The organism is ANME-2 cluster archaeon, from assembly GCA_014237145.1.
Classification (GTDB): domain Archaea; phylum Halobacteriota; class Methanosarcinia; order Methanosarcinales; family Methanocomedenaceae; genus Methanocomedens_A.
On the sequence record JAAXOC010000095.1, the window covers coordinates 1 to 24417 of the forward strand.

The following is a 24417-nucleotide window of genomic DNA, read 5'->3' on the forward strand; positions in this document are numbered from 1 at the left end:
TATTCTGCATATACTCCTTTTGTAAAACTTACGAGTATTGGCTTAAACTCAAAATCGTCGGCGTACCTGTTGGTCTCTGTTCTTGGATAACTGATAAATCCTGATAGGTACAGTTGCTCTGCGATCTCAAGGGACTGTTCGGGACTCATTCCCAAAAACTTTGATGCGCGCTTTAGGAATTCGGTCGTGTTCAATGGATATGGCGGATTGGTGGCTGCTTCTTTTACAGTCTTTTTTGTGATCGTTGCCACCTTGCAGTCCTTGATCCTGGAAAACACACAATCAGCTTTCGCTTTATCCTGTATATGCCCCCCGCGGTGCAGTCCTGTAAAATCAGAACCATGCGTGCTAAAAAGTGCTTCTATTTTCCAGAAATCCTTTGATTTGAAATTGCGTATCGCACGCTCGCGTTCGTACACGAACCCACAGGTTGGGGTCTGGCACGGTCCGATCGAGAGGACGCCTTTTGTGCGGACGCGCTCGCGTACCGATAGGGTTACGTATCTGGTAAACGCCGCTCCCATCTTTAAATCTAGTATCTGGCGCGCTTCTGCTGCCATTGCCATATTCTCATCAGGAGCGACTGGTTCCTCGAATGCCCTGTTTATTTCACCTGTAGAGAGGGATGAGAACCGCGCACGTTTCACCGGTGCTTTTGATACCTTCTCTGCAATGGATCTGGCTTCAAAACCGATGTTCTCTCCTTCCCTGTCAAAATCGCATGCAAGGATGATCTCATCCGCGCTGCTGGCAAGGCGTGTGATGGCATTTGCATAGGATTGTTTTGTCACAGACTTGACAGGCGCGGTATCAAGGAGCACTTTCGGGTCAACTGCATGCCAGTTGTGGTATTCTTCCGGATAGTCGTATCCCATGATGTGACCGGCAAGCCCCATCACCCGCCACTGCCTGCCATTTTTCTTAAAATCGTAGACCTGGACACCTTCAACAGATATGCGGCTGACACTGTCGCTGCTCAGGATTTTTGCGATCTGGGCTGCGGCTTTGTTCTTCTCTGTGAATACGACTGTGGTCATTCCGGGAAGGTATTGCTTTTATGTTAGATAAAACAAGGAGCTCCAGTAGAGTAAAGAAGAGGCCTTACGGCCTTCCCTCGCCGAATAAGAAAGATTGTTATTTCTCATGTGGATTTTTGAAAATGTTATGAATTATTTCTCGACTCAGATTTCTGTTCCAATGTATCCAGTAACTATCATCTCTATTAAACAGATCTATTATTCGTTTTTTCGGATCGTACCGACCGGAGATTGATGAAAACATTTGATTGAATAATTTGATCCACCAAACGTGATCCTCTATTGCATTAGAAATTTCAGTCTTCATATATTCGTGATATTCATTATTCGAAATAATCATTTCATTCAGGTCTTTATTTTGCCTCTCAAGAGTATCTATTCTCGTCTTTAGAAGTTTGAAATCCTCAACAATTTCTTCATCATACTTTCCAATCACTTTAATCCTAATCACTGATTCTGATCCAGGGTCCACTTCAATACCTGGAGTAGAATCCTGGGATGTGGTGTAAGGTGGGGATGTAGATTTAGACTCCTGCATCACTGCAGTTTTTAATTCTGGTTTTGGTGTCTGGATGTGAGTGGGTTCGCCAACACTGGGCGATTGAATATTGTTCTTTATGAGATTTTCAAGGGCAGTGACCCTATTATTCAACAATTCTACATCAGAAATGACAAAATCTTCAATTGCATTAACCTGAATAAATTTGGATTTACCACACTTCGAGCATCTTGTCCTTACAGTGTCCACCGAACTCTTGACTGAATGGCCGCAGTTTTGGCATTTCATCATAATATATTGTTTCAATATTCTCCTCCATTTGCAGGTAATTTCTTATTGAATTAATTGCATTATTAGTATTTAGCTTTTTGGAATTAATTGTAGTATTTATATAAGCTATTTGGAATAAATGGAATTACATATTTATAAAGAAAAATCCATATTATATACAGCAAGAATAACCTATTCAACCTGAACACCCTCACATCATCGGAGAAAATCCACCACAGGTACCAATAGAATTCGCCATTGATACATCAGGCTGCTTGTGAGAAATTATCGATGAAAGACGTTGAGCCAATCTTTTATTGACCCTTAAAGCGATCCTGGTAGCTGCTGAAACCGGGCCGGAAGAACTGATAAAATGCGGACAGAGGAAAAAGTAAGATCTGGTCCGAGTGTAAGGAGCATACCATTGAGTTTATCAAAAGTGCTGGCCGGGATCTGGAAGCTGCACTCCTGTGCCAGCACATTGGCCTATCTACGGGATATCATCAGGAATTATGATAGGATGGTTATTGGCACAGTTTTTGAGTAGATAGACGAAGCCGTGGACTTCATACGCAAAAATATCAATGTCGAATTTGTGATGACAGGCAAACCACAAAGAGATCAAATATGGGATTATCCATTAGAAGCCCTGCGAGAAACCCTTATCAATGCCGTTTGCCATCGGGATTATCCAATCTTCTCAAACATAGAAGTATGAGTCTATAACGACAAACTCATGATCAGAAGCCCCAGGTTATTACCCTACGGAATCACACTGGATGAACTATACATACCAAATTCATCAACACTTCGAAACAAAGGACTGGCAGAAGTATTGTATGATACTGAATTGATTGAAAGATGGGGTAGTGGCATAGAAAAAATACAACAACACTGCCTCGATGGTAGACTTCCTGAATACACGTTTGAGGAATATCAGGGATTCCAGATTGTGTTTAGAAAAGATGTCTATGACGAAGAATATTTCCACAGCCTGAACCTGAATGAAAGGCAGATCAAAGCTGTGATATATGTCAAGGAAAAAGGACAGATAACGAATAAAAAATATCAGGAAATCTGCGATACATCTGCAAGGACTTCTTCGAGAGGTCCGGCTGATCTGGTATCAAGAAGACTATTTGAGCAAAAAGGCACTATCGGCAAAGGAACTGAATACACTCTAATACGCCAAAGACGCCATAAAGGCGCCATATATGCGCCAAATAAATCATAAACACTTTGCAGTGGCCCAACAAAAGTGCCTGGTGAAGGTATGAGTGAATGAATTAATTGGATGTAATCTTGAATTGTTAGACACGTGGACTATATACAAAAATCGGTAGAATAGATGACTAACTATATTACTCAAATGATCGCCATGCCTGAAGTCAAAACGCTGGAGTTCAAGCGATATCTCTCCTCCCCATAAAATATCCTTAAAACCCTGGTGGCGCCAACACTGCTGGAGCGGGCTTAGTCATTAGATAGGAGGTTGGTTTCCCCATCACACCATTACATAATCACAAGACGTCTTCTGAGAATGTATTTGTGTGATGGAAAATTCGGAAAAAATCACAAACAATCTATTGACACTGGAATTTTGTGACGATTTCGAGATTATTTACCAGGGAATGAGAGAAAATAGTATTTTATACTTGAGGATTTTGAACATCTTGAGAGAATCAGCCACCACTGCAGATCGTGATGCATTTCTCCTGCTTCCTTCAGTCCCATTAATATGATCAGATAGTACTCCTGCCGCATGGTTTGATGAAAATGGACCCCTCTTTCCTGTTCCCCACATAATGCCTGAGTATTTTGCTGGTATTTTAGGTCAGCTCCATGGTTTTAGACACAAATGTGGCTCCTGGTCCAGAAGTTGTACTTGCCCTTTGTCTTCTGGAAGGTGATCGCACCAGTGCTGCGTTTCCATAGCTCGATACTGGCCTCCAACCCCTACATGTGTCGGGGGAGGTCTCGTAGATCATCCTGAATAAGAGTTTTTCCCGCAAGGAGATATGGGGGGATACATGGTTTTGAACTCTTCCCTGTTCATACTCCTGTCCAGGATAATGACACTGGTTATATCGTCTGGTTTTTTGTTCATTTGGATAAGAGAAATGGAATAAAAAATTATTTTTTACAGCTTTCACTTCATTAACCATATCCATTTCCCCTGTATTTTACATGTAGCTTTTGAAGAACCATTAAGATTCACTAATATCACAGAATATTTCCACTCCCACAAGCCCCATACCTCTCGCTTTTATGCAAAAACAATACCAAGCTCGTCGGGTGTACCAGATACTCCGAGTCCATCCAACAGGGTGCTTCCACCCACTGCGCCATTCCCGGGGCGACCATCTTCTCGATGGTTGCCATTCGGCAATACGATAGAAACACAGGTCAAATCACTTTGAATAAACAGATAAGAACCCATACATGATAGGTTAAAGTAAATAATCATAACTAAATTGATATTGTTCTATACAGATTTATTTCACCCCACCTCCACAAACGCTGGATGATATCTTCCAAACGACTCCTGCGTCTCTTCAAAGCTCACTTTCAATACCTCGCCTTCATCTCCTTACTATGCCCAGCTGCCTTAGCAGACACATCAGCCGCCACTGCAGATCATGGTGCTTTTCTCCTGCCTCCCTCAGTCTCATTAATGTGATCAGATGATACTCCCTACCGCTCGGTTTGATGGACTGGCGTCTTCTGGATATTCAGCAGCTTGGCCCACTTATCGATCATCTTCTCAAAATGCCGCAGGGTCAGCCTCTTCCAGGTTCTCACGTTAATGAAAATGTGCCATTTCTTCCTATTTCCCACATAATGCTTGAGTATCTCACTGGCATTGCCAGTCAGCTTCTGTGGTGAGGGGGCTGACAGGCGCTGTTGCATGCGGGTCAGTAGATGGGGCTCAGGCTGGAGGCTGCGGCAGAAATAATTTCATTACATAATCTGCAGTGGACCTTACAATCACTTTATCTCGTATTTTTCCACGATCCGCCAGGTATCTTGTTTTCCTTCTACCAGTTCAACGCTCTTGAGCTTTTTCAACTTGCACAAAGCATCTCTCACTCCCTCGTTGGTGAGAGGCAGACGCCCATTTTTATTCCGTTCATGGTTTGTATGTTCTGCAATAAGGCTTTCTTCGGCCGAGTTATCTGCATCCCGTGCAAGAACAAAACCCCAGAATACGCTCGTCTCCTGTTCAGAGAGGTCAATCGTTATCGCTTTAGGTATTCTGGTTAAACTGCCAATTATAAGAAGCACTCCAGCAACTACAGGGTCTGCAACAGTTATTAGGGTGGTAGCTATCAATTCAGTCATCGAAAGCAGATCGAGATGAAAATTACGGATCTTGACACTTTTACCCGGTTCTGTACCGCCTTCTTTAATCTTGATGCGGCGTACTTCCGACTCTTCCGAATCTACTACTATGGATTTAAGGACCACGGCTGCCGAGGGCTCGACAACATTGTTATCTAAATCCATCTTTGCGGCGAATACCGGCAGGTCCGTCTCCATCGTATCTCGAAGGACGGTTTGAATATTCGCCAAGTGGGTTTCTTCTTTCAATCTATCTCGTACATGTTTATACGGAACCAGAAAATCGACCAGTTCTGATGCGAGTCTGTCGCGTTCTTCAGGATCGTTACTGTCTTGCAACCTAAGTTTCAGTGCGTAGAAGTCATCTTTAATGGTTGCCCAGGCTTCTTGGCCTGTCAGTGAGGGGAGTTCGCTCTCCAGATTCTCAAGTGCTGCAAGTATGTTGTCAGGAGTCATTATGCTTGACATGTTATTTTCCTCTCTTTATTTGCCAGTGAAGGTAAAGGCTGCCCAATAATATGGATTGGTATAGGGCTTATCACTGGGATCTCCACCCATAACAAGCTCACGGTATGCTTCATTCTGGCTCATTCTGGCAATGGATTTATATGTCTCACCCAATTCTTGTCGTGATGCGTCGCGCAACCACAATTGAGCTGAGCGCAATGCCTGATCAGGCGGCAGGCCTTCATTCAGATGTTTGCGATAAAAGTGCTTTATCAGCAAGCTGGTGGCTGCATCGTCAACAGCCCACAGGGTACTTGCCACACCAGTAGCACCTGCCTGGAGAAATCCGGTTGGAAGCCCTATGAATTCGTCGGGTGATTGCTGGATATCAGTCATGCCGGTCTCGCAGGCTGAAAGGATCACAAGCCGCGCTGTGTCAAGGTTAAGGCCCGAAATGATTTCAGACAGGGTCAGGATGTTATTGTTTGCCATCACCAATCCAGAATTCATCACATCCTGCCAGTTGTAAAGACCGTGACATGAAAAATGTAAATATGTCCATCCAGGAATCCTTTCTGTAACCTCTTTTTTTGTAGCTTCATTCCCTGACAGCGTCTTCCGGTGGTCAGGGTCGAACAGGGACTCTACGGCCATGCCCTCTACCGGGGTATAACGTAGATCCTCTGTCGGGTTGATCACTGCCAAAAGCGAGGCCTTTTGTCGGGTTGTGTCCTGCATGCGCTCGCTGCTTATGCTAAGGGAGTAGGCACTGGGAGCATAACTCATCGAGTAGTCGTCGATGAAGGCGCGTCTATCTCCATCCACATCTCGCCATGCTGCATGCAGAGGCAACAGCCCCAGATATCCCTGTGGCATCAGGATAACCGGCGCCCCTTCAGCCAGATTTAGACTCAGCAGTTTATGGTGAATCGGTTCCATCAGCATAGTCCAGAGCTGGCTTGTGGATTTCTCGATGACATCCAGCCATTGCTCCATGGCAGCTTCTGTCCCCTCATCGCAGAAGGCAAAATACGCGCCCATCCAGCCGCCCCATTCTTTATCGTCAGCAGGTCCTTGCAGCAGTTTGAGCAGTTCATCTTCGTAGAGAGAATCCAGCATGACCACGTGATTGGTTTCGACCGAATCTACCCCGTGAGGTATTACAATGACTGCGCTCCCCTTTGAGGTTACGAGCGGCACGACCAGCGCTCCACCCTCAGGTATAAGTCCCAGAATGCCGGGCAGATCAAGACCTGTGGGCATGAAATCAGGATGCTGTGAGCGCAGATTCTCAACAAGTTTATTCAGCTCGATACGCTTCTGGCGAAGCAGCTCACCAAGTTCAATGTCGGTACAACGGGCCGGCACATCAGAAGGAAGACGCATCTCGGCTTCCAGCATACGTACTGCTTCACGCGCTTCTGACATGGCCTGCCTCTGCGTTTTAGAGAGCATATCCAGGTCGGCATCAGCTAGGGCCAGTGCTTCTGTGAGAAGACGTGTCTTCCCCTCTTCCAGCCGAAGAACCGCTTTCTTGATCAGCTTCAGTTTCAACAAACAGTACGCTGAACACGCATACAGTCTGGATGTCACACCAACCTCTGCCTTGCGGCCGATTTCGGTATGCGCCTCTGCCAGAATCGCATTGCCGGCTTCAATCGCACCATCATAATCTGCTAGTGAATTCTTCCAACTCATCTCAGTAAAGTGCAAATTGCCCAGATTGTGGAGTGTTTGTCGACAATAAGCAGGAAATCGCTCGATAGTCATGACTTTAAGTGCCTGATTGTAGTGGTCGATCGCAATATCAATATTTTCGGCCGGTTCCCCCAGTATACGGTCACTGTAGGCAAGAGCCAGGTTGTTCTGGGTTATGGCCCACTTCTCAGGGAATGTCTCGCGTGTATAGATTTTCAATGACTGATTGCAGTGGTCAATGGCAAGGTCAATATTTTCGGTACACTCGCCTCGTATGCGGTTACGGTAGGCGAGAGCCAGGTTATTCTGGGTCATGGCCCAGTCCACCGGGAATGCCTCGCATGTATAGACTTCTAGTGCCTGATTGAAGTGGTCGATGGCAAGTTCAATATTTTCGGCACGCTCGCCGCGAATATGGTTCCAATAGGTGAGAGCTATGTTGTTCTGGACCGCGGCCCACTTCTCAGGAAATGCTTGGTGTGTATAGACTTCCAGTGCCCGATTGTAGTGGTCGATGGCAATGTCAAGGTTCTCGACACGCTCCCCACGAATGCGGTTATTGTAGGCGTTCGCCAAGTTGTTCTGGGTCATGGCCCAGTCCTCAGGGAATGCCCTGCGCGTCCTGACTTCCAGTGCTTTGTTGTAGTGGTCGATGGCAAGGTCAATGTTCTCAGCTCGATCCCCATGGAGGCGATTCCAATAGGAAGCAGCCAGATTGTTCTGGATCATGCCCCACTGCTCAGGGAATGCCTCGCGTGTATGGACTTCCAGTGCCTGGTTGTAGTGGTCGATGGCACAGTCAAGGTTCTCGGCCCGATTACCATGGATACAACTCCAGTAGGCGATGGCCAGGTTGTTCTGGGTCATGGCCCAGTCCTCAGAAAATGCCTCGCGTGTATAGACTTCCAGTGCCCGATTGCAGTAGTCAATGGCACGCTCAATGTTTTTGGCACGCTCCCCAATGATGCGGTTATTATAGGCATTCGCCAGGTTGTTCTGGATCTCGGCCCACTGCTCTGGAAAAGCCTCATGTGTAAAGACTTCCAGTGCCTGATTGTAGTGGTAGATTGAAAGTTCAAGGTTCTCGGCGCGGGGACCAAGCGGGTTTAGAGCAAAGCTATTGCTAAGCTCTATCTGCAGATCGGCCCACAGTTCTGGTTGCGCGTTACGGTTCACCAGCCTGAGCGCACTTTGACACAACTCTACGCGACGCGGCATATCGGACGGACGATTCAAGCTCTGCAATTCTCGATGCAATGCAGAAAACTCGCCTGGACTGGAAACATTAGTAGAGCTCCCTGTCTGGAGATGGTCGGCAAAAGCAGCATCAATCCCCTCGCTCTGGCATCGGAGAAGCAGCGAACGGTGATTCTCAAGGAGGCGTATTGCATTTTCGTCATCCTTGTATTGCATTAACAGGACTTCAAAGACCTGGACGGCGGCAGGTGTCAGCAGATCGTCCTGATGTGCCTGCACGATCGCTTTGCTCTTGGCCCATGTCTCTGCATTTATGAAGGATAGAACGGTATTGACAATGCTTTCCTCATTGAAATGATTCTGATCACTCATGTATATCTCTCCCTATATTCGTGTAAAAAATGATCTCAGGTTGACACACCCATGTGATTTATTCGATGTTTAAACTGATCGTCGCACACCTAATCCCAAATTATTTGAGGCATTTACACGATGTAATTTAGGTTACATTCATATTTAAATCTGACCTCAAGTTTTCTCCTTCCTAGCCAAGGTATTAATACATTTCTACAAGTTTCATTGAACTTCTGCATAATTTTTATGACGGCATTTTTATTTCTATCCTCCATAAGGTAGGATTCTAACAATAACCAATGGTTCTATCAATCTATAGAATTTTGAGTCTGAAATCTTCTCCATACAGTGTGAAAGTTTTCCTCTCCTCTCGCTACATACCACCGCCCCACCCGGCGCAAGCCTTTACCCCTCTCACATGCACATACCCGGCTCGCTTTCACTACATATTTATCCATCCCGTCAAACCCTCTATTGCCCACACCTGCATTCCTGCCCCCCCTCTCGTTCTGCTCCGCCCGCCATTGTGGTGTATGGGCTGGCAGAGGCTTTTCGATTATTCCAGCGGTCTTTGGTTGAGAAGTAAGTATGGATGCTTGGGTAAGTGTTTTGAAGGGGAGGGCTCCGCATGAAATATAATTTTAGAGTTATCTACAGAAAGTTGGAATTGCGGCGCGATACTCGCCCTGCCAGGGTTCCCTGCTGGTTGATATCTGCATAGATCATGTCGGTCACCAAGTGCTGCAGTTCTCAGATCGCCTTGTCGACTGTGGATTCTATGGTCTGCCCGATTGCTTGCAGTGCCTTTAGCAGCTGCACAGAGCTGTTGAGGTTCATGGCAGACAGACCAGACACATCCAGATGTCTTTGTCCCGATTCTTTCAGGATAGTCAGGACCCTGTATTGTGTCTCTTCCAGTTTCTGCTTGGTCACCAGCTCTGGATTCGTTCTCACAGCACACCCTTTTTCAAGCTATAAACCCACAATGGTTTCGATTCACTTCGCACATTTACACGGTCGATACTATCAGATTCAAGTAGTTTTTTAATCAAAGATTCAACTGTTTTTTTATGGCATCCCATTTTATCTGAAATCTGACGAGCAGACATAATGTTGTTTTTCTTCAATTGATCAAGCACTTGTTCTTCTGTATATTTTCTCTGAAATGATGTTTTATTGGGCTGTGTATTCGTCATGCACTTTAATCCTTTAAAGGTTAAAGTGTAAAAAGATATTGTTTAAATATCATCTTAGATTCCAATTATTACACTCAATTGGTTTGCAATCATTACCGATTGAGCTGTTGATCTGGCATCTATACAATATTCCACTACCATCAGGATTATATACAAAATGTGTGCAATTCCCACAATTCTTAACCACACGTTCCTTCTTTGCCGCTCCAAAAAAATTAATTGTTGCTGAATCCCTGCTCGATCAGGTTTTTCAGCCAAGAATTAAGGAAATTGTTTAATTCCTTTTTCAGTGAAGGATAGAATCTGCCATCTTCAAGGTATACTTGCTGATATGTACCAGTTGAATCTTGCTGGAATGTCAGGGCTTCAACCATCTTCAGAGATGGGATTATTCTAATTTCCATGTCCGGATCCGCCATAACATCACCATCTTGAATATAATTATGAGCTAATGAGATCACAATACTGCGGTCATCGTCTTTGTGACTCAAGTGGTCAATGTTCAAGTCCATGAAAATCCCAGATTTAAGTTTGATGTATTCATCAAATTTCAGGCTACCATCCTGGTTTATGATACCAAGTTTAACCAGCTTGTCATACATTGTTTCGTAGATTCTCTTTTTCATCATTTTTCCTCAAGAGCATTTTACTGAATTAATATTTAGCTCAGATAGTATTTAAAACTTGCCTTTAACTGTTAAAGGTAAATATATAAATGGGAAAAGATATAGTAAAATATTGACAAGGATACACCGGAGGATAAGAAAATGGAATATATGGACACCAAAGAAGTGGCCAAATTGGTCAGAAAGGAATTAAAAACACATTTCCCAATGCAAAAATTTTCCGTAAGGATTGAAAGGTATTCCATGGGGAGCAGTATTAATGTAACCTGGATAGATGGCCCAATGGTAAAGGATGTTGAGGCAATTGCAGGACATTTTCACGGATATAAGCCATATTCAAATGATTTCATTTTCTTTAACCGGAATTATTCAGATCACCTTTTTGTTAGCATGGTCGAACAAATGAAAAATGAAGGTATACCTTCATGTGATCGAGCAGTCGAATCAAGAAAAGCGCTTAATGATTTGGACTTTTACAATAATTATGATAAATGGGGTACCACTTTATGATAAAAACGCTCAATCGATTTGAGTATTCCTCACACCTTTATGGCGGTGTTTCTGAAAAATAATATATTTATCAAGTTCGGTATTAACAGACATTATTTATTACTATATTATCAGGATAAGTAGATTTTTTTTAATCCAAGCTCTTGACTAAATCTTTAATAAAAAGAAAATCAAATCTTTCATATTGTCCTTCGTTAATTTTGTTCTTAATAGCGAGGCTCTTGAATTGATTTTCATTCCGTCGAATTATTCTCATTAATCCTTTGGATATTTTTTGCTTCAGGTGAACAATCTTCCCTCGATCCCACCGGTCCAGGTATTGTTCAAGATATGGAACCCCATTTCTCTTCCCGATTTTATATGTATTTAATTTCCTGCCGGCACCATTTTCACTGTTGTTTTTTCTCTTTCCTTTCAATATCAGCTTGTTCTTTGGACGAGTCATGAAATCCAAGGCACCCTTGATTCTGTTCCGTGTAAACGTACTTCTTCCCTTCACAGCCGGGTGGTTGGTCATGATCTCAGCCAGTTCATAAATTGTAACTGGCCGGTCTATTTCATTGAGAACATACAGTATGAACATCTTTTGATTTGAAGTGCCACCTCGCATATAGCAGTAAAAACAGACTGCGGCATGTGACATATCTTTCTTGGTTGAATCCTCTTTTGGATAACCGCAGGACGGACATTTTGGATTATTATAGTCTATTAATGTCATGATAATACCCCTATTAAAAAAATGGCTGCATGATGACTACATCTTGGACTGGTTTGTAAAATGCTGTCATTCATGTATGGTTTTTACCTCCTTATCCAGGGTGATTTGACCACCGTTACTGTCGTATTGCCGAAGAGCAACCACCAGGGTGGTGGTCGCAAAGGTGATATCGGAGGGGTGATGACCCCTGTGTGTGAGACCCTGAGTATTTGGGTCACCCCTGAGCTTGCATGTGTTTTTGATTTTTTTTAGGGTCGATATAGCCTGTTTTTGGGGTGTTTTCAGGTCAAAAAAGGCAATATATGCAGGAAATGTTGCATTTTTCAGTGGAACTTCCGATTCAGCTGAAATATCAGGTATTTTGGTCTCGATCTTGCAGATATGTTCTTCCATGATGCTCAAAATCCTCCCGTACATGTACGATTTTCCTCGATTCCCCTCAAATAAGATCTAAATCATCGCAAAATTCCGTCATCTCTAGAAGGTTTGTGATAATTCCTGAATTTTCCATCACATAAATCCATTCTCAGAAGACTTCTTGTGATAATGTGATGGTGCGATGGTTCTTTTATTGATTCTGAATTAAGATCCACCACTACACCTCAAGTTCCTGTTCTTGCAACTGGTTTTGTGGTGGTTCGTCTGGCAGATTAGAGATGGAAATTAAGGAGTCAGATACTAAATTGTGAGTGAAAATCCAGCATCGTATAGTTTCATTCGACTCTTTACCATACCGAAAAGTACCCGCACCGATCTTATATTTTGTAATTAGTTGGTTCAGGCGCTGTATTTTGATGTTGAGATGTGCACTGTGAATAACTTTCTTTACCATTTCACGAGGGAAATACAGGTTGCTGTTATGGCAGAATAGCACATCTTTTTTATTTTTATATTTATCTCGTTCTTCTTTTTTCAGGATATGAAATGTTCTGATGACATTCAGAAAGGTTTCAGCAGCATATACTTCATCATTTTCCTCATTGTCCTCCACATGTACGATTAATCCTTCCTCATTCAGTGCATTTACTATCAATCCCCAGTATCCAGAAATATCCCGATGCGGCATTTCATTGAATTCTTCAAGATACCTTCTGGCAAACATTGATGGATGGAGCATTTTGGATGATGGGATAATTAAGATCCTGTCTATTATATGAAAACGGTAGATGTAATCGTCGCCTGCGATATTTGGTTTGACCTTTTCGACCTTTTGGATGTCATTTAGTAATTTGAGAACAGCTTTTGATTTTCGTTCTTTCAATATTTCAATTGAAGAAATTTTATCTGACTTATCATCCTCATTTTCCACATTGTTCCCCTCCCGATTCTTCCACAACTTTACGACAGACATCAATAATTGCCCTCTCAACTGGGTAGAAAAACTGAAGAAGTGCGGGGTCAAGCGTTCCAAGGTCACGGATTGTCTGATTTTCGGCTAGTTTCAAAGCTCCTCCTAAGATGTTTATTTTTCATAAGTAGAGGAGGAGCGAAATTATTAAGTCCAATTAAATCCATGGATTTAATGTGAGCTGCTGGGTATTAGGCTCCTCACTGGGCGATGTTGCCACATCGCCCGTACTTCTCATGAACATATCCAACTTTATTGATGATTACTTATATAGGTTGCGGAATCTCGACGGCTACTGGTATTGCTTTCTTCAAAGGATATAAAACTGAAAATCTTCGAGACCGTTACGATTATTAATTTTTTTTAAAAGTAAACTAACAAACACGGGACATTTGGCGAAAATGTATTATTTTTGGTTTTAATTTTGGAGTGTTTGTGCAATAGAAAAATTTTAGATGACAAATAAATATTTGCAAGGAAAAGTTTAAGGCATGTTTCTTTAGAGTTGCTTATAGATTGAAAGAAATATCTCTATGGACGCCCAGGACAAATTCAAAAAGACATAATGGAATACATTAAACGCAATAATCCCCTTATCCATTAATCATTTCCTTCATTTTCTCTGCAATCAATGCCTGGGTCGCAGGGTCAGCCATTAGCAACGTCAAGGCATCAGGCACCTTTTTACCTGCCATTTAAATCTCTTCTGCCATACTCTGATCCAGTACAAGGCTGCACTGGGAGCAAAAGCGGTCAGATGGTTTAAGCACATTATTACAACGCGGGCACTTCTCAAGGGTGACCTTGCGCTTATTATCGGTCTTGAGGCCGTATCGCTCAAAGATTTTATTGTTGATCTCATCATCCGTGAAATTAGCATATATCTTGAGCATTTGCATACTGCCCTTGGACCAGCCAGCCCTATGCTTCACTTCCTGTTCGTTCAGGCCGTCCAGTATCCAGCTTGTAATTGCCTTATGCCTGAAAAAATGGGGATTGACCCGTTTCTTGACCCCGGCATCCCTGGCAATGTTCTGGATGGTAACTCGAATGGTCTTATAACTCAATGGCTGGTATGGTTCATTGATTGTGGTCCACAGGGGAGCTTCTGGATTATCACGAAATGAATGGACATTCAACCATTGATTCAAATAACCAGTGCTCCATGTTATGGGTATGCCCTTAGGTGCTGTGGTCTTCTTGCTCCTGCTTGTCTTGCTAATGTAGATAATTCCCCCGTACTGGTTGAACTCTACATTTTTAATCCGTGTAGATGCCAGGGCGCCTACCCTCATACCGGAATCCAACGTGAAAGCAATGAACGCCTTGTTCCTGGGGTGCCGGCTGGCTGCAAGGATTTTATCAACTTCATCCTGGGTCAATAAGTCAGAAGGCTGGACCGTGCTGTCTACATTTTCCAGCTTTAAGGAAGTAACCCATTTAGGTATATCATCCTGATATCGCCATGGATAAAGTTTCTTAATTGCCTTTTTGTAGTTCTGGATTTCACCTCTGGATATCCCCCTCACGTCTTCAAGATAAAATAACAGGTTGTCAAAGTCTTCCTGGGCCATTTCATAAAGGTTATTGAAATAATCACATTCCTGTAATCTTGCGGTCATCTGTGTTAATAAAATAATATAGTTAGTAATTGTAGATTTCGCTAGCCCGTCCCTGCGTCAGTTCATAATAATATCTTTTGTTAATTTGTTAATAACTTCGGAAGTGTTCGCACCTTCAAGCCTCTCCATTGCTCGGATAAAACCCGTATCATAAGCATGAATATCATCTACATTTTGAGTCATCACTGTCTAAATACAACGCTTAGGAGTGTGAATTTTTCTTGTATGCTCTTAAAAAGAGCACTTATTTTTTTTATTCCGATTTTCTGATGCTGATTTTTCTGCTAATGAATTTAAAGAGTTGTATAATCGCAGAATACAAGGTGCATTGATACTTGAAGGGGGAGAAACTCCAGATGTGTTTGTTAGAAAATTAAAGCCTGAATCATTGTTAGGATTGTTTTTTAATACGTTTGGATGGTGATTTAATATCTGAAAAAAGGTAGTAATCGAACAATGGAAAATGAACGAAATAATATTAGGATACTACATTAGTAGAACAAAACATAACAAACACCTAATGTATTAAAGCAAACATAGTTTTTAACAATCAATTATTAAATACTATTCGATATAATTTTAATCTTTATTAATGTTTATAATATGATCTGTTTGTAAACTCTCACCATGCAACACCTCACTTTATACAGTTAAAAGGCCCAACAACGCAACCCGAAATACGTTTAGTAAAATTATGCGGAGGAAGGGATTCGAACCCTTGAACTCCTGCGAGAATGGATCTTGAGTCCATCTCCTTTGGCCTAGCTTGGATACCTCCGCACAAATTGTATCTGAAATCTATTACCATATATCAGTATTAAGTCTTGAGTCTATCACCTTTGGCCTGGCTTGGTTACCCCCGCATAAGGGAATGGTTATCTGTCCTGGAGCGTTTCAACCTCTTCGACTAACCTGCGGCCTGCGGCTATTTCATCAATACTATGGATTACGGCGCCTAGTTCCTCGATAACCTCTTTGATCTGTTCATAATCCAGGTCATCACCTTCAATAGTGATCTTAACGTTCTCGGTTTGCTGGTCCACTTCATAAAGGCTGAGGTTTACGCCGCTGATGTCTTCAAGTTCACTTAATGCCCTGGCATACTCCAGCGTTAAAGGATAGTGCGGTTTCAATACATCTAAAACCAATCGTCTAATTCCAGCCACTTGTTTTCATCCATCCTGCTAGTACAATATCCAATGAGGACAATAACTTATAACTCTTACGACATATTTTCTTATCAGCAACTTAGAATGCCAGGGAAATACCTTGTTTCTACACCGTATTTTTCCCCAAGGTATTTGAGGACTTCATTTACGATGTAATCTGTTGACCCCTTCCTGAGGCTTCCTGAGACTCCGAAAATCTTTAGCATGGTATGGCTTCCTGAAAATTGTTAATAAAATATTTCTATACTGTAAAAACACAGTATTCAGATAAATAAATAAATCTGAATAAAATTTTGGACACCACCTAAAAATTCAGGAGTTATAATAATTTCAATCGATAGATTCATAACATTGCTCCCATATTAATATTTATAATATTATAGGATTGTGAAGAATTAGTATGAACAAAGAATTCACGATGGTCATCGAGCAAGATGAAGATGGTATTTATGTAGCATCTGTACCAGAACTTGAAGGATGTCATACACAGGCAGAAAATCTAGATGAATTGAATGAAAGAATTAAAGAAGCGATAGAACTCTATTTAGAAGTTGAATCGGACTTCATTAATGAAACACCATTAGAATTTATTGGCATCCAGAAAGTTAAGGTTGCTGTTTAAATGGATAATATCACTCCACTTCCTGTTAAAAAGGTAATCAAGGCACTTGAAAAAATAGGTTTTCAGCAGATTAGACAAAAAGGAAGTCATCTATTTATGCGGCATATTGATGGCCGGACTACAATTATCACTGTTCATCCAGGCGAGGATATTGGAAAAGGAATGGTAAGGAAAATAATAAAAGATGCAAAAATAACCAGAGAGGAATGGCTTAAGCTGGTTTGAAGAATTAAAAAAAAAATTTGGCGACAATCTCTTTACTAAATCTACTATTACACACCCCGCACCCATCACACCCATCTGACACCCTGGTCGTACAGTGGATTGTATTCCAGGCCACGCCTCTGCTTTTCATTGACCAAGAGATACTTGAAAGAGGGTGGATTACTTTCGCAAAATACGCAGATAAGAAGCTGAGTTTTACTGATTGCTCAATAATCGAACTGATGAAAAAAAAGGGTATAGACCACCTAGCCAGTTTTGATGGTGGATTTGATGAAATCGTATCAAGGATAAGGTACTGATACTGCCACTGCAATTGAGCATTGTACCTCCTATGCCATACAATCCGGCAGTTGCTGATCCTCAATTTTTTTTCGGTATATCCTCACCCCTGACCACTCCCAGCATCTTCATCATCCGGTTCATGGTTTTGCGCATGGAACGCAGCCCCTCTTCATCCTCTGCCGCGCCTTCGGCCATCCTGTCCTGTGACCAGAAAGTGCCGCCCAGATTGGCACCGAACGAACCACCGCCGACCGGTATCATCTCGCTGATTATATAGAAATGGTGGATGGACTGCAGTGCTATCTCCTGGCCGCCCACCCGGTCGCCGCCTACTGCCAGGGCCGCACCCACTTTGTTGCGCAGGATGTTGGGGTTCTTTGCAACCACAGCCCGGCAGCGGTCAAGCATGGTCCTGGTCCGGGCGCTCAGGTTGCCCTGGTACACGGGGGTGCCGATGATGATACCGTCGGCCCATTCCAGGCCGTCGTAGAACTCGGGCATGTCGTCTTTGTGGATGCAGCCGCTGCGCTCCCGGATGCAGTAGTCGCAGTGGATGCAGAAGTTGAGGTGTTTGCCTCGTGCTGAGAAGTAGCGGGTTTCCACATTGTATTTCTCCTCAAGGTATTTGAGGGCTTCATTTACAATGTAATCGGTTGAGCCCTTCCTGGGGCTTCCTGAGACTCCGAAGATTTTTATCATAGTATGACTCCCTGAAAACTGTGTGTTTTTATTTATGGGTATAGGGTTTATAAGTATTGATTGTGGGATGCTTTCTGAAGTTGTTTAGGAAACTTTATATTTAGAACCGATTTTCGTCAGCCGTTTATATTCCACAAAAAAACTACCATTTTCACATCAAAACAGATAGGACAGTAACGTTTTTTCATGTAATCTCGCTCTAGAATATGTTCCGTACATGGAACATAAAAATACGGTAGCATTAAATAAATCGTGACTTTGTGGAAGAACCGTTATGTGGCAGGAAGATTTAAACAATTTTACTACATTACCCAATATCACCATCATTAGTGGACATAAATGATGAAATACCTTATTTGGTCACGTAATTTAGTACACGACCCAAAATACATAATCAAGGGTAACGATTAAAATAACGATACAATGAAGAAAAATCAAGAATATTTAAATCAAGTCTGGTAACGATATATCAGTTAACAAAAAAGAGAGATGAATAAATATTAAATTAAAAAGGTGGTATAAATAATGAATATTCTTGTTACAGGCGGCGCAGGTTTCATCGGCTCGCACATTGCCGGGTATTTCGCATCTGCCGGGCACAATGTGACCATTCTTGACAACCTCTCGACAGGCTACTCACGCAACATCCCAAAGAGCAACAACACCACCTTCATCGAGGGTGATATCTGCGCCCAGGCTACAGTTACCAAAGCGGCGAAGGGTGCAGATTATGTGTTTCACCATGCTGCGCTTGTCTCTGTACCGCTTAGCTGCCAGAAGCCTGCGGATGCATTTAACATCAACACCCTGGGCACGCTGAATGTACTGCAAGCTTCCCTTGATGCGGGTGCTATGAAGGTGATCATTGCCTCATCCGCTGCAGTCTACGGGAACAATCCAATCCTTCCTAAACGCGAGGATATGCTTCCAGAGCCTGCTTCACCGTATGCCATATCAAAGCTTGATTGTGAGTACCTGGCGCACATGTTCTACATTAACCACGGCCTTCGCACCACATGCTTGCGCTATTTCAATGTTTATGGTCCGCGCCAGGATCCAAACTCGGCGTATGCGGCAGCCATCCCGATATTCCTTTCCCGCGCCCGGGCATGTGAAGACCTTTTGATATACGGTGATGGCGGGCAAACGCGGGACTTTGTGCATGTGCTGGATGTTGTGCGCGCAAATGTGGCTGCCATGGAACATGGGGATGGCGGGGTGTTCAATGTAGCTACTGGTACTAGTGTTACAATCCGGGAGCTTGCTGAGATGATCGTGGATATCACCGGGACCAGGGTTGATATTGTGCATGAGGATAAGAGGGTAGGAGATGTGCGGGATTCGAGGGCTGATGTGGGGAAGATCGCTGGATGGTGGAGAAGTGAGATCGAACTTTTAGAGGGGTTGAAATAAATATTGGTGATGAGGTTACAGTGTTTTACCTCTGTGAATCCACACACCAATATTTTTTTGGATATATATCAAAACTGGCATCATGATCACTGAAAAAACAAGACCTGCAGTGTCTGCCACAAGGTCAGCCTTAGATGCTGACCTACCCGGCACATAGGACTGATGCATCTCATCAGTTATTGCATATAATACACCTATTAATAAAACTAATATTACAGTATATTTTCGTAAAAAAGGATTTCCTGAAAAATGCATTGTCAGGTAAATCACAATACCAAATCCTGTGTATAAAATAAAATGCATTGATTTGTCATAGTTTGAATAAGCAAAAACCGAAATTTTCGTGATGACACCTAATCCGAATCTTTCAAAAAATGAGAAAATTTTCAATATATACTGTTTCTCAATAAAACCCATATGTGTGGATATATCATTGAGTGATGAGAGATAGAATATAAATACAGCATATATAATACTTAATACCAGGAAAAACTTAAAAATATTTATAAGCCGCAAATCTCTTGCCATTGATATAAATACACTATTGGTAGGTTAAAACATTTTGCAATGTTTTAAGGATATTTTTTGTCAAACATTTCAGATCATATTACATAATACCCGGCAGTCAGGATTAAGGTCAGAAGTCCCAGGGATATGCAAAAAATGGAAAAATCCACTCTGTCTGCAAATTTTAATAAAAAATCCATCATGATATATCCGACTAACAGTGATGATACCAACATCGCCAGCCCATGAACAGGATCAAATTTGAGGATCGTACCAACATCCAGGGCAACTGCACCCAGCACAACTGGAACACTTATCAGGAATGAGATTACCAGTGCTGTCTTTTGTTCAACATTTCGAAGAAGTAATGTGGTCATGGTCACACCTGAGCGGGAAATGCCTGGTAGAATGGCAAACCCCTGTACCAGTCCAAGTACTATCATATCAGGAAGGGTAACTTAATCAATTGTTTTATGTCCTGATTGTTTATTCAGGCCCAGGATGATTCCGGTGAGGATTAGCATTACACCTATCAGGACTGTGGCGGCAGTACCACCTGAAAAGGTGCTTTTTAGTATAAAATATAGCGGCAGACCGGTAAGTCCTGTACATGCGGTACTGACCACTATGATCCTGGTTAGTTCACGGTCGGCGCCGGATAATATTGATCTGAACTCCTCCTTGAATTTTATTATTACTGCAAGGGATGTCCCCACATGCAGGAATATGGCTACTGATATTGCTTCATCTACATTCATTTTAAAAGCGTTGAGCAGGATTAGCATGGACTGCCCTTCGCTGCTTATGGGCAGCCATTCAAAGATGCCCTGGATGATTCCTAATATTATTGCCTGAATGATATCCATATGTCACCTGCTGTTTTCATTTTATTCTGATTACTTAATTATTTTCCATATTATATGAGATGTATTGATAGGAGCTGCTGGTATTTTGTTTTGATTTGTGGAATTTACAGGTAAAGTTATGATTAAAACTATAATAGCAAATATTTATTGTATGAATGCGGGAAGCTGTTTATAATTTTATAAAAGCACGGTTTTTAAATAATATAGAAAAGTGATAATGATGAGTATAACAATTATAATAAATTTTAAAGTTAATGGAAAAATTTAAGTACTTGACATTTAATGTATTATATAATTAGAGGTGATATAAAAATGCAATTTAAAATTGTTGAATGTGATTATTGCCACAAAGAAATGATTATTCGTGAGGAATATGTTAGGCAACCGATGTTCTGTACGATAGGTTGCATGGATAAAAGTGAAAAGAATCAAAGTATCATTATACTATAGGAGGTTATGAGGTATGTTAAATTTACGAAATAATATAATAATGAAAGGGGCAATATTAACAATATTTTTATTGATTACTGGTGTTTTTGTTGCAGCTGCTACAGTAGATGATCAATTAGAAGCAAGTTGGACAGGCAATGGAATTGAAGCCAAAGCATGGAATTTAATGGATGAAAAATATTATCAAATCAGATATTATCAACCAGGTACTTTACCTGTTGTTTCAGAATCTGATTTGTGGAGTGATGAAACTGATGCAAACAATGATGGCCTAATGGGACCTTATAATGAAAGTAGTAATCTAGATGGATTTCATACAAATCCTAAATTTTTAAGTGGAGTTGGTGAACCTACCAAATCTGATCCACATATAGAAAATTTAACAAATCCTGGTGTAAATGGATGGCATTTTGGTGAAGAATGGACAATTGTATTAATGAAAGGTGGTAGCTCTAATAGTGATCCATTTACATTCGCGAATTCATTGCGAGTTAATTGTCATGCAGTTCCCATCCCAGAATTCTCCACAATTGCCCTGCCAATAGCTGCAATTATAGGGATAATGTTCATGTTGCAAAGTAGAAGAAGAAAAGAGGATTGAATAATTCTCTTACTTCATTTTTTTTGGCTGTCACTTTGTCACTTTCAATTCGTTGCAGTTTAGTTTGTTGATTTTTTACAATCGACACAAAACACTCATATCATCTAACGCTCCAATTTTGAAAAAATGGACAGTTATATCAGCATAAGTTGATTTCTGTAAACACACAACACCCCAGCCTCATTTAACTCAATTCTCTTAAACCCGATTTACCACAAAAGTTAAACCCCTGAAAATCCAATATATAACATAAAAAATTTTAAAAAAACAAGGGGATACCTAACACTTTGCAGATTTTCGACACACTGAGTCAACCCATCTACCAGCAGTTCATCACAATCGAAATACTGTGCGTACTCTTGCTTCCACTATTCGGCGTTGCCATTTCAGTGCCCTACTTCATAAGAAAACTCACAGAAAAAGGCATGGTAGTCAAGGACTACTACAAACCCGGCAAAAATATGGTGCCCACTGGCGGCGGGATAGCCATCCTCCTCGTAGCCATGCTTGCCCTGTCACTCAACTCCCTGTTTTTCGAGTTCACACCTACGAATTATGTGGCGCTTATTGTGATCTCCATGTTTGGCCTGTTCGGTGTGCTGGACGATATGATCGACATTGGCCGTACATCAAAGCTCCTATTAATGTATTATTGCTCCTACCCCCTGATTCAATATGCAACCCACACAGCCATTATATTCCCGGCTATCGGGTCAGTGGAACTGGGAATATTCTATCTTCAATTTATTGTGCCCACGTATGTCCTGGTTGCTTCAAACCTGGTGAACATGCATTCAGGATATAATGGTATGGCCTCCGGTCTGTCGACTATTGTCCTGATCTCATTGATCATCAAGAGCTTTATGGTTGAGAATGTGGAGAATATTTTTTCAGTGGTTAGCATTACCGGCGCAACCCTGGGCTTTTATCTATATGAACGATATCCTTCCAGGATATTCTGGGGCAATATAGGTTCGTTGACCGTGGGCTCGGCCATTGGGGTTATTATTGTGATCCAAGGTTTTATTGTGAGCGGCTTTATCATGCTGATCCCCCATACTGTCAATTTCCTGATGTATGTGTACTGGAGGGTGAGGAAATATCCAGTTGCGAAGTTTGGTAGGCCCAGGGCAGATGGAAGCCTTGAGGTGCCCAATGCTTTAACGCTTAAGTGGGTATTGCCGTATTATATGAGGGTTACTGAGAAGCAGGGCACATGGGCTATGTTTGTTGTGACAGGGGTGTTTTGTACGATAGGGATATTTGTACCGTGGTGAATCTATTTAGATTGATGGGGACATTTGGTGTTTTTCCGACTGGATTGATTTGTGTTTGGATTCCTTGGCACTTCAGAAATACGACTGGTCATGATGATTATGAGCATCAGTTATAAGATTTTTCAGAAGAGTTAAATACTTCATTATTTATAATATTATTAATCTTCTTTTAAATTTCGAATTAAAGTGGATAGGAAGAAAAATAAATGAATAAATTAATGATAGGTGCCCTGCTAATTTTTGGTTTAGTAGGGATGATTGGGGCGGAGGCGGCTGGATCGGTAAATCCAAGTTTGTCTGTAATTGGTGATCCCATCATAATTAATATAGGAGAAACAAATACTCAACCTGTTACTTTGACATTGACCGGGGATGCTACAAATCAAAACATTACGAAAATTAAAATTTTAAACGTACCAACTGAAATTAGTACATCAATTGACGGAAACCTTGGTACAGAACTAACAGACAAATGGGGTAATTCCAAAACTTGGACTATTTCTTATACAAATGTTAATGCTGTAAATGGAAAATATGTTGTTACCTATGAAGCACACTATGAATTTGATGGAGTCGACAGTTCAATAGAAACGCAAGAGGCGACAATTCAAACAGGTATTAACGCAATTCCAGAATTCCCCACAATTGCCCTGCCAGTAGCTGTAGTACTTGGATTGATGTTCATTCTTAGTTCAAGGAAAAAGAAAGAATAAACTAAATAAATTTACGGTGATAATTGAACCAAACATACTTTCAAAGATAACTGAAAATCGCCCTGTTTTTTGATAAAACCCGCATCCTACGCCTTGGTCACACATTCAGGCTCTTAGTCCCGTCTTCGATTGCATACTCATCCACTTTGTAATGCCGGCTTTTGCATGTCTGCACCAAAAATGAGGTGAGCCGGGCAGCATCCACGCCCTGGAAGTCCAGTCCGGCCTCTGCCGTATGCCCCGACTCTGACAGTTCTAAGAACTCACCCCTGTTCATGGGCTTTCCTTTCAGGAAAGGACAGACACAGTGCACTTCCTTTGGGCGCATTTCAAGTGTGTGCCTCTTGCCTGTATGGTCTTTATACCGTACAGTCGCCGCAATCTCTTCTCTGTGAATACAGCCCAGGGGTTTCAGGATAAACTCGGCAGTGCGGGGAACGGTGGGGTTTATATAACCCAGGTTCTGGATTGTATTGCCATCAAGCTTGAAAAGAGACTCACTGTAATCCAGTATTACATCCACGTCAACGATCAGGAATTCACTATTATTGATAACCCTGATACCGAACCTGACATTGTTGTCTGGAAGAACCTCATAGCCACGTTTAATTTCAATCTCAGGCATTTTCTTTTTTCACCGAAGATACTTATCAGAGATTTGGAGATATGACCTACTGTTAATTTCTTAATACTCTTTAAGTTTTTCATTGTATTTTTGCCTTTTCAATT

The 24417-nt window shown here is 41.8% G+C and carries 28 protein-coding genes and 1 tRNA gene; 9 read left to right on the forward strand and 20 right to left on the reverse strand.

The window, feature by feature from the left end:
• Together HF974_12395 and HF974_12400 are read right to left on the reverse strand one after the other, a co-directional pair.
• Positions 1 to 1037: DNA topoisomerase (locus HF974_12395; GenBank protein ID MBC2699109.1), on the reverse strand; the 1037-nt coding region annotated here is incomplete at its 3' end.
• A gap of 97 nt (positions 1038 to 1134) precedes the next feature.
• Positions 1135 to 1842, reverse strand: coding sequence for a hypothetical protein (locus HF974_12400; protein ID MBC2699110.1), 708 nt, complete (start codon positions 1840 to 1842; stop codon positions 1135 to 1137).
• Between the two features lie 700 nt (positions 1843 to 2542).
• On the opposite strand from HF974_12400, the gene HF974_12405 reads away from it, so the two are divergent.
• Entirely contained in the window at positions 2543 to 3040 is a 498-nt protein-coding gene (locus HF974_12405) for a transcriptional regulator (protein ID MBC2699111.1), read from the forward strand.
• A 1460-nt stretch (positions 3041 to 4500) separates the two neighbouring features.
• Here HF974_12405 and HF974_12410 read toward each other — a convergent pair.
• From HF974_12410 to HF974_12435, 6 genes are all read right to left on the reverse strand, one after another.
• A complete protein-coding gene (locus HF974_12410; GenBank protein ID MBC2699112.1) occupies positions 4501 to 4716 on the reverse strand; it encodes a hypothetical protein in 216 nt (71 codons plus the stop codon).
• Between the two features lie 78 nt (positions 4717 to 4794).
• Positions 4795 to 5616 carry a hypothetical protein gene (locus HF974_12415; GenBank protein MBC2699113.1) on the reverse strand — a complete coding sequence of 274 codons (822 nt, stop codon included), beginning with the start codon at positions 5614 to 5616 and terminating at the stop codon, positions 4795 to 4797.
• A 15-nt stretch (positions 5617 to 5631) separates the two neighbouring features.
• The gene (locus HF974_12420) at positions 5632 to 8529 is read right to left on the reverse strand and encodes a CHAT domain-containing protein (GenBank protein MBC2699114.1); all 2898 of its coding nucleotides are present in this window, start codon (positions 8527 to 8529) and stop codon (positions 5632 to 5634) included.
• A 1065-nt stretch (positions 8530 to 9594) separates the two neighbouring features.
• On the reverse strand, positions 9595 to 9798 hold the full coding sequence (locus HF974_12425; GenBank protein MBC2699115.1) for a hypothetical protein: 204 nt from the start codon (positions 9796 to 9798) through the stop codon (positions 9595 to 9597).
• Positions 9795 to 10040, reverse strand: a complete 246-nt coding sequence (locus tag HF974_12430) for a hypothetical protein (GenBank protein MBC2699116.1) — start codon at positions 10038 to 10040, stop codon at positions 9795 to 9797. The genes HF974_12425 and HF974_12430 overlap by 4 nt, the downstream gene beginning before the upstream one ends.
• 215 nt (positions 10041 to 10255) lie before the next feature.
• Positions 10256 to 10666: a DUF1249 domain-containing protein gene (locus HF974_12435; protein MBC2699117.1), complete on the reverse strand. Its 411-nt coding sequence runs from the start codon at positions 10664 to 10666 to the stop codon at positions 10256 to 10258.
• A 141-nt stretch (positions 10667 to 10807) separates the two neighbouring features.
• Between HF974_12435 and HF974_12440 the strand changes: the two genes are divergently transcribed.
• Positions 10808 to 11176, forward strand: coding sequence for a hypothetical protein (locus HF974_12440; protein ID MBC2699118.1), 369 nt, complete (start codon positions 10808 to 10810; stop codon positions 11174 to 11176).
• Between the two features lie 130 nt (positions 11177 to 11306).
• Here HF974_12440 and HF974_12445 read toward each other — a convergent pair whose 3' ends face one another.
• From HF974_12445 to HF974_12475, 7 genes are all read right to left on the reverse strand, one after another.
• On the reverse strand, positions 11307 to 11894 hold the full coding sequence (locus HF974_12445) for a hypothetical protein (protein ID MBC2699119.1): 588 nt from the start codon (positions 11892 to 11894) through the stop codon (positions 11307 to 11309).
• Positions 11895 to 11960: 66 nt separating this feature from the next.
• Positions 11961 to 12287, reverse strand: coding sequence for a hypothetical protein (locus HF974_12450; protein ID MBC2699120.1), 327 nt, complete (start codon positions 12285 to 12287; stop codon positions 11961 to 11963).
• 202 nt (positions 12288 to 12489) lie between these two features.
• Complete coding sequence (locus HF974_12455; protein ID MBC2699121.1) at positions 12490 to 13203, reverse strand: hypothetical protein; 714 nt, start codon at positions 13201 to 13203, stop codon at positions 12490 to 12492.
• On the reverse strand, positions 13193 to 13339 hold the full coding sequence (locus HF974_12460) for a hypothetical protein (protein ID MBC2699122.1): 147 nt from the start codon (positions 13337 to 13339) through the stop codon (positions 13193 to 13195). Before HF974_12460 ends, HF974_12455 begins: the two co-directional genes overlap by 11 nt.
• Positions 13340 to 13937: 598 nt before the next feature.
• Positions 13938 to 14864, reverse strand: coding sequence for a tyrosine-type recombinase/integrase (locus HF974_12465; protein MBC2699123.1), 927 nt, complete (start codon positions 14862 to 14864; stop codon positions 13938 to 13940).
• A 695-nt stretch (positions 14865 to 15559) separates the two neighbouring features.
• Positions 15560 to 15644: transfer RNA gene (locus tag HF974_12470), tRNA-Leu, on the reverse strand.
• Between the two features lie 95 nt (positions 15645 to 15739).
• Positions 15740 to 16030: a DUF211 domain-containing protein gene (locus HF974_12475; GenBank protein MBC2699124.1), complete on the reverse strand. Its 291-nt coding sequence runs from the start codon at positions 16028 to 16030 to the stop codon at positions 15740 to 15742.
• Between the two features lie 403 nt (positions 16031 to 16433).
• Between HF974_12475 and HF974_12480 the strand changes: the two genes are divergently transcribed.
• From HF974_12480 to HF974_12490, 3 genes are read left to right on the forward strand one after another with little or no spacing between them, the layout of a single operon-like run.
• On the forward strand, positions 16434 to 16655 hold the full coding sequence (locus tag HF974_12480) for a type II toxin-antitoxin system HicB family antitoxin (GenBank protein ID MBC2699125.1): 222 nt from the start codon (positions 16434 to 16436) through the stop codon (positions 16653 to 16655).
• Positions 16656 to 16880 carry a type II toxin-antitoxin system HicA family toxin gene (locus HF974_12485; protein ID MBC2699126.1) on the forward strand — a complete coding sequence of 75 codons (225 nt, stop codon included), beginning with the start codon at positions 16656 to 16658 and terminating at the stop codon, positions 16878 to 16880.
• A gap of 17 nt (positions 16881 to 16897) precedes the next feature.
• Positions 16898 to 17179: a type II toxin-antitoxin system VapC family toxin gene (locus HF974_12490; GenBank protein MBC2699127.1), complete on the forward strand. Its 282-nt coding sequence runs from the start codon at positions 16898 to 16900 to the stop codon at positions 17177 to 17179.
• Between the two features lie 61 nt (positions 17180 to 17240).
• Here the strand turns inward: HF974_12490 and HF974_12495 are convergent, their stop codons facing one another.
• Positions 17241 to 17861, reverse strand: a complete 621-nt coding sequence (locus HF974_12495) for a flavodoxin family protein (GenBank protein MBC2699128.1) — start codon at positions 17859 to 17861, stop codon at positions 17241 to 17243.
• A 525-nt stretch (positions 17862 to 18386) separates the two neighbouring features.
• Here HF974_12495 and HF974_12500 point away from each other — a divergent pair.
• Complete coding sequence (locus HF974_12500) at positions 18387 to 19274, forward strand: NAD-dependent epimerase/dehydratase family protein (GenBank protein ID MBC2699129.1); 888 nt, start codon at positions 18387 to 18389, stop codon at positions 19272 to 19274.
• Positions 19275 to 19289: 15 nt separating this feature from the next.
• On the opposite strand, the gene vanZ is transcribed toward HF974_12500, so the two are convergent.
• From vanZ to HF974_12515, 3 genes are all read right to left on the reverse strand, one after another.
• The gene (gene vanZ / locus HF974_12505; protein MBC2699130.1) at positions 19290 to 19802 is read right to left on the reverse strand and encodes a VanZ family protein; all 513 of its coding nucleotides are present in this window, start codon (positions 19800 to 19802) and stop codon (positions 19290 to 19292) included.
• Positions 19803 to 19876: 74 nt separating this feature from the next.
• The gene (locus HF974_12510; GenBank protein MBC2699131.1) at positions 19877 to 20224 is read right to left on the reverse strand and encodes an undecaprenyl-diphosphate phosphatase; all 348 of its coding nucleotides are present in this window, start codon (positions 20222 to 20224) and stop codon (positions 19877 to 19879) included.
• Positions 20225 to 20239: 15 nt separating this feature from the next.
• On the reverse strand, positions 20240 to 20647 hold the full coding sequence (locus HF974_12515) for an undecaprenyl-diphosphate phosphatase (GenBank protein ID MBC2699132.1): 408 nt from the start codon (positions 20645 to 20647) through the stop codon (positions 20240 to 20242).
• Positions 20648 to 21263: 616 nt separating this feature from the next.
• On the opposite strand from HF974_12515, the gene HF974_12520 reads away from it, so the two are divergent.
• From HF974_12520 to HF974_12530, 3 genes are all read left to right on the forward strand, one after another.
• Positions 21264 to 21698, forward strand: a complete 435-nt coding sequence (locus HF974_12520) for a PEF-CTERM sorting domain-containing protein (protein MBC2699133.1) — start codon at positions 21264 to 21266, stop codon at positions 21696 to 21698.
• 425 nt (positions 21699 to 22123) lie between these two features.
• Positions 22124 to 22975, forward strand: a complete 852-nt coding sequence (locus tag HF974_12525) for a UDP-N-acetylglucosamine-1-phosphate transferase (GenBank protein MBC2699134.1) — start codon at positions 22124 to 22126, stop codon at positions 22973 to 22975.
• Positions 22976 to 23181: 206 nt separating this feature from the next.
• Positions 23182 to 23688, forward strand: coding sequence for a PEF-CTERM sorting domain-containing protein (locus HF974_12530; GenBank protein MBC2699135.1), 507 nt, complete (start codon positions 23182 to 23184; stop codon positions 23686 to 23688).
• Between the two features lie 97 nt (positions 23689 to 23785).
• On the opposite strand, the gene HF974_12535 is transcribed toward HF974_12530, so the two are convergent.
• A complete protein-coding gene (locus tag HF974_12535; protein ID MBC2699136.1) occupies positions 23786 to 24313 on the reverse strand; it encodes a hypothetical protein in 528 nt (175 codons plus the stop codon).
• Between the last annotated feature and the right edge of the window lie 104 nt (positions 24314 to 24417).